General features: G+C 51.3%; 9 protein-coding genes. 4 read left to right on the top strand and 5 right to left on the bottom strand.

From position 1 onward, the window contains the following. Positions 1 to 132: 132 nt before the first annotated feature. From PHC90_08100 to PHC90_08090, 3 genes are all read right to left on the bottom strand, one after another. Complete coding sequence (locus PHC90_08100) at positions 133 to 696, bottom strand: hypothetical protein (protein ID MDD3846308.1); 564 nt, start codon at positions 694 to 696, stop codon at positions 133 to 135. Between the two features lie 271 nt (positions 697 to 967). Continuing rightward, on the bottom strand, positions 968 to 2605 hold the full coding sequence (locus tag PHC90_08095; GenBank protein MDD3846307.1) for a PAS domain S-box protein: 1638 nt from the start codon (positions 2603 to 2605) through the stop codon (positions 968 to 970). Positions 2606 to 2650: 45 nt separating this feature from the next. Further along, positions 2651 to 3283 carry a PAS domain S-box protein gene (locus PHC90_08090; protein ID MDD3846306.1) on the bottom strand — a complete coding sequence of 211 codons (633 nt, stop codon included), beginning with the start codon at positions 3281 to 3283 and terminating at the stop codon, positions 2651 to 2653. Between the two features lie 268 nt (positions 3284 to 3551). Between PHC90_08090 and PHC90_08085 the strand changes: the two genes are divergently transcribed. The 4 genes from PHC90_08085 (at position 3552) to PHC90_08070 (ending at position 5881) form a co-directional block, all read left to right on the top strand. Beyond that, entirely contained in the window at positions 3552 to 4253 is a 702-nt protein-coding gene (locus PHC90_08085) for a PAS domain-containing protein (protein MDD3846305.1), read from the top strand. A 91-nt stretch (positions 4254 to 4344) separates the two neighbouring features. Continuing rightward, complete coding sequence (locus tag PHC90_08080; protein ID MDD3846304.1) at positions 4345 to 4806, top strand: helix-turn-helix transcriptional regulator; 462 nt, start codon at positions 4345 to 4347, stop codon at positions 4804 to 4806. Positions 4807 to 4899: 93 nt separating this feature from the next. After that, a complete protein-coding gene (locus tag PHC90_08075) occupies positions 4900 to 5478 on the top strand; it encodes a zinc-ribbon domain-containing protein (GenBank protein MDD3846303.1) in 579 nt (192 codons plus the stop codon). A gap of 1 nt (position 5479) precedes the next feature. Then, a complete protein-coding gene (locus tag PHC90_08070; GenBank protein MDD3846302.1) occupies positions 5480 to 5881 on the top strand; it encodes a DUF2752 domain-containing protein in 402 nt (133 codons plus the stop codon). A gap of 91 nt (positions 5882 to 5972) precedes the next feature. Here PHC90_08070 and PHC90_08065 read toward each other — a convergent pair whose 3' ends face one another. Both PHC90_08065 and PHC90_08060 read right to left on the bottom strand, forming a co-directional pair. Beyond that, a complete protein-coding gene (locus PHC90_08065) occupies positions 5973 to 6704 on the bottom strand; it encodes an ATP-binding protein (GenBank protein ID MDD3846301.1) in 732 nt (243 codons plus the stop codon). Beyond that, entirely contained in the window at positions 6701 to 7246 is a 546-nt protein-coding gene (locus tag PHC90_08060) for a flavodoxin family protein (protein MDD3846300.1), read from the bottom strand. Before PHC90_08060 ends, PHC90_08065 begins: the two co-directional genes overlap by 4 nt. Positions 7247 to 7501 lie beyond the last annotated feature (255 nt).

Below are 7501 nucleotides of genomic sequence, written 5' to 3'. Positions count from 1 at the left end.
ACTTAGGATCCAGCGGGTTAAACCATAGGGGTTCAAGTCCCCTCTCTCGCATTATCCTTACCATCAATCGTTTACGTTATATATCCGGAAAGCTGTCTGGCTGCTGAAATATTATGGGTAAGCGTTTGGAGGTTATTGTTCGGTCTTTCTATCGATCAGACCCGCTTCTTCCATCGCCTTTTTGGCACACTCCGGACAGTAGCCGTGGGAGAACCGCGTGCCTGAGTGATGGCCGATATAGTCTTCCAGGTTTTGCCAAACACCCTGCTGATCACGGATCTTCTTGCATTCGGCACAGATGGGGAGGAAGGACTCGAGAACCTTAACCTCAGAAAGTGCCCGGCGCAGATCTTCTGCAGTGCTGTGCTCATGGTCAAGGGCGTGCCTTATTCTTGAAACAGACCACCCTATCGTCAAGAAGGAAAAGAAACGGATCATGGTGTTCCAGACTGCAATAATATGAGAGGCGGGTGTGTATCCCGTCAAGAAGTTCACTCCTAACCATACTAAAATACTGAGGACGGCTAAAGCCGCTGATGCCCCAAACCCAAGAAACCATGCACAGATCGATATGGGGGCAAAGTAGAACAACAGAAAATTTAGCTCATATCCAGTCAGCCAGTCGCCCCATCCGATGAGGAACACGCCTGCAGCCGCTGCTGTTGCCCATAGCCACACCGGCACATGTTTGTTCATCGCTTACCCTCCCTGGGTCAGGAATTATATTCCAAGCTCATTCCTTGATCCGCGCGAACCCCTGTAAAGTCTCAAGAACGAAACGTCGGGAACGTCAAAAGAAATATTCTGTTCAGAATGGTGGGAAGAAAATGGATTATATGGTGACATGATCCCTTTCATTTATTACCACCAGCAGCCATGGTGGTTCAAGGCAAAACGATCATGCTCTATTGCGGGAATCAACGGGCGGCGCGATATTCTACGTTTTATGTTCTCGGGACCCGGCGGGTTAAAACGCAGGGGGCCCTTCATCAGCATCAGCGTTGTTGACTTTCGCCTCAGATGAATGGCTCATCGATCTCTCGGGCTTCTCCGGCGTTTCTACAGGGAAATAGACATTAAAAGTCGTTCCCCTGTTCGGCTCGCTGGAAACGTTGATATATCCATTATGCTGCTTCACTATGCCGTAAACAATGGCAAGGCCAAGACCTGTTCCCTCCCCCGTTTTCTTCGTGGTATAGAAGGGCTCGAATATCTTGTCTTTTGCACCCTCATCCATGCCGGTGCCCGTGTCGGCAACGGTGATCAGGACATACTCCGCCGGGGCGCCGTATCCATGCAGCTCCTGGAATCTCTTGTCCAGGGTGACCTTTTTCGATTCAATGGTGATCTTCCCGCCTTGCGGCATGGCATCGCGGGCGTTTGCGATCAGATTCATCATGACCTGATCGATCTTGGATATATCCGCCAGGATCGTCTCATCCTGAGCGTCGAGCAACATCTCGAGCTGGATATTTTTCGGAAGCAGCGCGGCCAGAACGTATATGCCCTTCCTGATCACGGCATTGATCTGAACCGGTTGAAGCACGACGTCCTGTTTCCGGCTGAAGGCAAGGAGACTCCTGGTGAAGCTCGAGGCCTTTTCAATTGCATCGATGATCTGCGCCACACGGGCTTTCAGCGGATCGTCTCCCCGGATCTTCATCTTCAGAAAACCGGCATGGCCCAGCAGAACGGAAAGGATGTTGTTAAAGTCGTGGGCAATGCCGCCGGCCAGTTTTCCGATGGCTTCCATCTTTTCTGATTGGCGCATCCGCGCCTCAAGCTGCATCTTCTCTTTTTCCATCAGCTTTCGGGCGGTGATGTCCTCGCAGCTAATGAGGGTATCACCGCTGCTGAGCTGTACGGGGATAAAGTTGATCATCTTTTTCGAGCCGTCTTTACAGACCGCGGTAAACGTATAGGGTTTTCTCTCCCCGGCTTCGCCGGGCTTCAAGAATCTTCCCGCGCATTCGACCCAGGTGGAAATTACCCTGTGCCGATAGTCCCGATCGGGATATGCCTTTCGGAACCATGTCCTTCCATCCCGAAGATCTTCGATCTCATATCCGAATATTATTTTGAACTTGTTGTTGATATATTTGAGATTCCCCCGTTTATCGATGACCATCAGCCCAAATGGAGTGCTTTCTGTAAGGGCTGAAACTTTTTCGAGTTCATAATTGAGTCTTCCTGCGATACGTCTGCGGTTTGAAATATCGCGACAAAAAGCGACGATGCTATTTCCAGAATCGGTATTGATACGCGTGGAGTTGATCTCGACCGGCGTGACGCTGCCCTTCCTGTCCGTATGATCGATCTCGAGGTTCCGTGCAGAACCTTTCTCCAGGCATATCATCAGTTCTTGAGCGAGCCTGTCCCGATCGTGCGGCGCCGTCCATTCAAAGATGTTCTTTCCAAGGATGTCTCTGATACAGCGGTGGCCTGCAAGGCTGACATATGTAACGTTGGCGTCCACGACGGCGGCCCTGGCATTGAGGACCACAAAACCGATATCCGTTGACTCGATCAATGCTTGATATATCTCTTCCCTTTGCTTGATGGTCTCTTTATGCTCTTTTCGTTCCGTATCTTCTGCAAAGGTCATGGAACAGGCTCCCTCAGGGCGAACTGTGCCCGATTTGATGCTTTTTCATTTGAAATAGTCTGGATATGTCTTTCTTGCGCATTCCGGACAAAGGGCATGACTGAATTCTGCTTCCGAATGCCGTCTTATGTAATCTTCCAATTGTTCCCAACGACCCGTGTCATTGCGGATCTTCTTGCAGTGACTGCATATGGGAAGCAGTCCGCTCAATGTCTTGACCCTGAATAAGGCTTCTTTGAGTTCGACAATAAGTTCTTCCCGTTCCTCTTCCATGCGCTTCCGTTCGGTAATATCCCGGGCGATACCCTGCGAGTACAGAAAGCGTTTCCCCGGGTTTGATATGTCGGCATCGGGAACATCCCATTTCCCCTTGGAAGAAAGCTCAACGGTGACCTCGGCAAGAGAGTAGTTCTGGACGATTCTGTTCTTTTTAACAAGGCGCAGTTCCATTTTTCGGGTGGATCTATCGCCCACACGTCTTTCCACAAAGTGAGCCGGTGCTTGCCCTCGGTCATCAGGATGGACTATATCTTCGAACAACCTTCCCGTAAGCTCGTCCGGATCATAGCCGAGTTGTCTTACGGCGTTGGAAATGAACACTATCCGTCCTTCCTTGTCCAGGCGATAAATGATGTCGGGACTCAGGTCGACAAAAGAGCGGTAGTGTTCTTCACTCAAGCGAAACGTTCCCCCGACATGTTTGGTCTATGGCTTTCCTACGAAAGCAACACGTAATTGTATGCAAAAAGCAAACACAATGCTATAGCAAATAACTTGCTACGGAATACATATGAATTATTAGTATTGTGCAGACGCGAAAATTGTTCATGCAATTATGGGGGGGCCTCATTAAGTAAAACATGATATCGTTCGACCATTATTCCATAGCCCCGATGTCCAAGACGCATCATGACCAGGCGCAGGAATGGAGGGACGTGCACAGATTATGTGTAATATCAATGAAAACCGAAGGTCAGGGGAAGAGCTTCTCGAAAGGGAACGCAGATTTCGTGCGATATTTGACCTCACGTTTCAGTTCATGGCCCTGTTGACGCCTGGCGGCGACGTATTGGAGGTGAACAGGGCCGCATTGCTGTTCGTCGGGGCTCAGGAAAAGGATGTCATTGGACGCAAGTTCTGGATGACGCCATGGTGGTCTCATTCCAGGAAACTGATGAATATGCTGCGGAATGCCGTAAAGGAATCCGCAGACCAAAGACTCCAGCGTTTCGAGGCCACTCACCGCTCTTCGGACGGCGCCCTTCATTATTTCGATTTTTCCTTAAAACCCGTATTGGGCAAGGAGGGCAAGGCAGTTTTTCTGATTGCCGAAGGCCGTGATATAACAGAGCGGAGAAATGCTGAAACGCTGTTGAGGGAATCGGAAGAGCGTTACCGGATCGCTATTGAGAAATCGAATGACGGTGTTGCCCTGACAAAGGGCAGTCTGCATTTCTATGTGAATGAGAAATTCCTTAAGATGTTCGGATACGAAAATATCGGGGAGATCGTGGGACAGCCGATCACTATCACGGTGCACCCCGACGATCAAGAAATGGTGACCACCTACAGCAAAGGGGGGCGCAAGAAGCCCATCACGATACGAGTTCAAGGGTATCCGCAAAGATGGAACGGTTATATATATTGAGGTATCTGTTTCTGCCATAAAGTACTTTGGGGATTTCGCGCTGCTGTCGTACCTGAGAGACATAACAAATCGCAAACTGGCAGAGGAAGCATTGAAGAGGAGAGAGGAAGAACTTCGCTTCAAATCTCAGCATCTTGAGGAAGCAAATATAGCTTTGAAAGCGCTGGCCAGGCACATTGAAGAGAACAAACAGGAACTTGAGGATAACATTGTCCTCAACGTCAAAACACTGGTCTTCCCCTACATTAACAAAATGCAAAAAATGAATCTCAATATCAGACAAAAAATGTTCATGGAGATCATTGAAAACAACCTGAACAACATCATTTCACCGTTCTTGAAGAATATCAGTCATTTTGGGTTTACGCCCACGGAAATGCATATTGCGAGCCTGATCAAGGACGGCAGGAAAACAAAAGAGATTGCCGAATCACTTCACATATCCCGTCGGGCCGTTGAGGTTCACAGGTATAACATTAGAAAAAAACTGAACCTGAACAACAACAGGCGCAACCTGTGTGCTTTTTTGCTTTCCCTTGACCATTGGTCGTGATCGAGGCGGTTGAAGGCGGCAACATAATCGTCTTTCGCTTTACAATTTCAGGCACCGCTGGTACAATCGGAAAAATTCGGAAGGAGGTACGCCATGCGGTGCGGGAACTGCGGTAACGAGAATCCGGAGGGATCACATTTTTGCATAAAATGCGGAAAAGAACTGGGCGCAGCGGAACCCGGCATAGTGACCTGCCCCCATTGCGGCGTCCAGATAGCATCCGGGGCGCTCTTCTGCTCCGCATGCGGGAAATCCATAGGGGCCCCCTACGGGGATGTAAGCCAGGGCAGGACCTTTGACTCTCCCCTTCCCGAGCCCGACACAGGCTCCTTTTCATCGAACATCGCCCTCGACATCATCCTGTCCGTCATCACATGCGGCATCTACTGGTTCTTCTGGCAGGCCCGGCAGATGCGCGCCATCAATTACCTTCTCGGACAACAGCGGTATAATTTCTGGCTCTGGTTCCTTCTGACCATCGTGACCTGCAGCCTCTTTAACATTTACTACGAGTATTACATGGCCCAGGGTATCGTAGAAGCCCAGGACAAACGGGGCTTCCCACAATCCAGGGACCTGCCCGTCCTCAGTCTCATCCTCGCGATAATCGGCCTCAACATCGTCACCGACGCCATCCAGCAGAATGCCATAAACAAGATCTTCGGCAAATAGGATGGAGCATTATCTCATCCCCAGGAAAGCGGCCCTCGCCCTTATCGCCCTTCTCCTGGCGTTTGTCTTCGTTAACACGACGGGGATCGTCTCCGCCGAGAAACTCGTCGGCACCCTCCCCGTCTTCTGTCCCTTCGAGGCGCTCACGGGCATCCCCTGCCCCGGCTGCGGCATGACCCGCGCCATGCTCAGCCTTATCGCGGGCAACCCCGGAGACGCCGCCGCTTATAATCCTTTTTGCTTCTTCCTTCTCTTCGTGGTCATCGTAAGCATTATCCCCGCCCGCTGGCTTAAGAAGGCCCCCCCGGGCGTCGGACGTGTTCTGCCCCATCTTTATATCGTCGCTCTGGTCCTCGTCATCAGCTTCTGGGTGTTTGACCGCCTGCTGCCGAATCTGAAATGACGGGAGTGACCGGTGACCAGGAAAGCCGACAATAACCAAACAATGATACAGCTGCTGGTTCTTCTTTGGTCATTGGTTATTCGTTTGTCACTCACTTCGGTGCGATTTCCGGGAGGTATTCTTTGCGGATCTTGGCGAGGCTTCTGAAGATGTTCTTCTTTACGTTGCGGTTGTGCTGCCTGAGGTCGGCGACGATGCCTTTGACGAGGCTCCGCTTCGAGGTGTCCCCGCGGGGACATGACGAGGCGATGACGGGGAGGTCCAGGATCCTGGCGAGGCGGGTGAGTTCCTTCTCTTCGACATAGGCCAGGGGGCGAATGATGGCCAGTTCCCCGTCGAACATCTCCTGATAGGGCATCATGGTTCCGATCTCGCCCTGGAAAAAAAGATTGAGCAGCATCGTTTCTATGATGTCGTCCATGTGATGGGCGAAGGCGATCTTGTTCGCGCCGATGTCACCCGCGAGATCGAAGATGGCCTTGCGCCGGTTCCAGCTGCACCAGAAACAGTCGAAATCCTCCTCTTGCCCCTTCCATGCCTCGGGAGGCCGTGCGATGATGTAGGAAAGACCCTCCTTTTCGAAGTAGTCGGCGAGTATGTCCGTATTGACCCAGGGAAAACCCATGTCCACATGGCAGGCGATGAGTTCGTAATTGATGGGGACGAATTTCAGGCGCTCCTGCATTATCTTGAGAAGACACAGACTGTCCTTGCCGCCCGAGACGGCAAGGATGACCTTGTCGCCGTCGTTGAGCATCTTGTAGTCCCAGATGGCCTTGCCGGTCTTTTTCGTGGTGAAGTAGAAGGGACCGCGGATATTCATGCCAGTGATTCGGCGAGCGCCTTCGTCCTGTCTATGTATTCCTGTTTGACGCCCCCTTGCGGCTGGCAGCCGGGTACGTCGACCTGTCCCGCGTAGGTCACCTTGAGGAGGTCGAAGGTCTTCCGGAAAATATCGATCGCAGGTCGGCAGGAATCCATATCCTCGTCGCCGAATGTCGTCAGGGTAACGGCTTTCTTCCCTTCTATGCGGGAGCCAAAGTTCTCGTCCATGAAAGCCATGGACCGGTCCATGACGAGCTTCAACTGTCCTGAGGGGCCGAACCAGTATATCGGGGTCGCGTAAACAATGAGATCCGACTCCATGATATACTTGCGGACATCCCTCATGTCGTCATTGATCTTGCAGACGCCGCCGGGAAGACAAGCATAACAACCCTGGCAGGGCCGGATATTGAGGTCGTTGAGATAAAGCGTCCTGACACCCCATCCCCTGTCTTTCAGTGTATTTGACATGGCCCGGGCCAATTCGACCGTATTACCTTTCTTCCGGGGACTCCCAAAAAGGATCACCGCGTTTTTCATTCATGTCCTCCTCAGAGACAGGTTCCAGGTCACGGGACAAAATATACCATGGCCCCTTCTTTGCTGCCTTATTATATGGAAAGACGGTTTCAGGTTTCAAGTCTCAAGTTTCAGGCAAAGGATGAGCCGTTGCGGATCCCCCTTTAATGCGCCGGGGGAAGAATCCGCCTGCCTCTCGTCTTTTGTGCCTTTCGCACCATTCGAAGGTTAAACTTGAAACCCGAAGCTTGTCTTGATGTGGTATTATGATTATAC

Source organism: Syntrophorhabdaceae bacterium, from assembly GCA_028698615.1.
GTDB lineage: Bacteria > Desulfobacterota > Syntrophorhabdia > Syntrophorhabdales > Syntrophorhabdaceae > Delta-02.
This window is presented reverse-complemented; position numbering and strand designations above follow the sequence as displayed.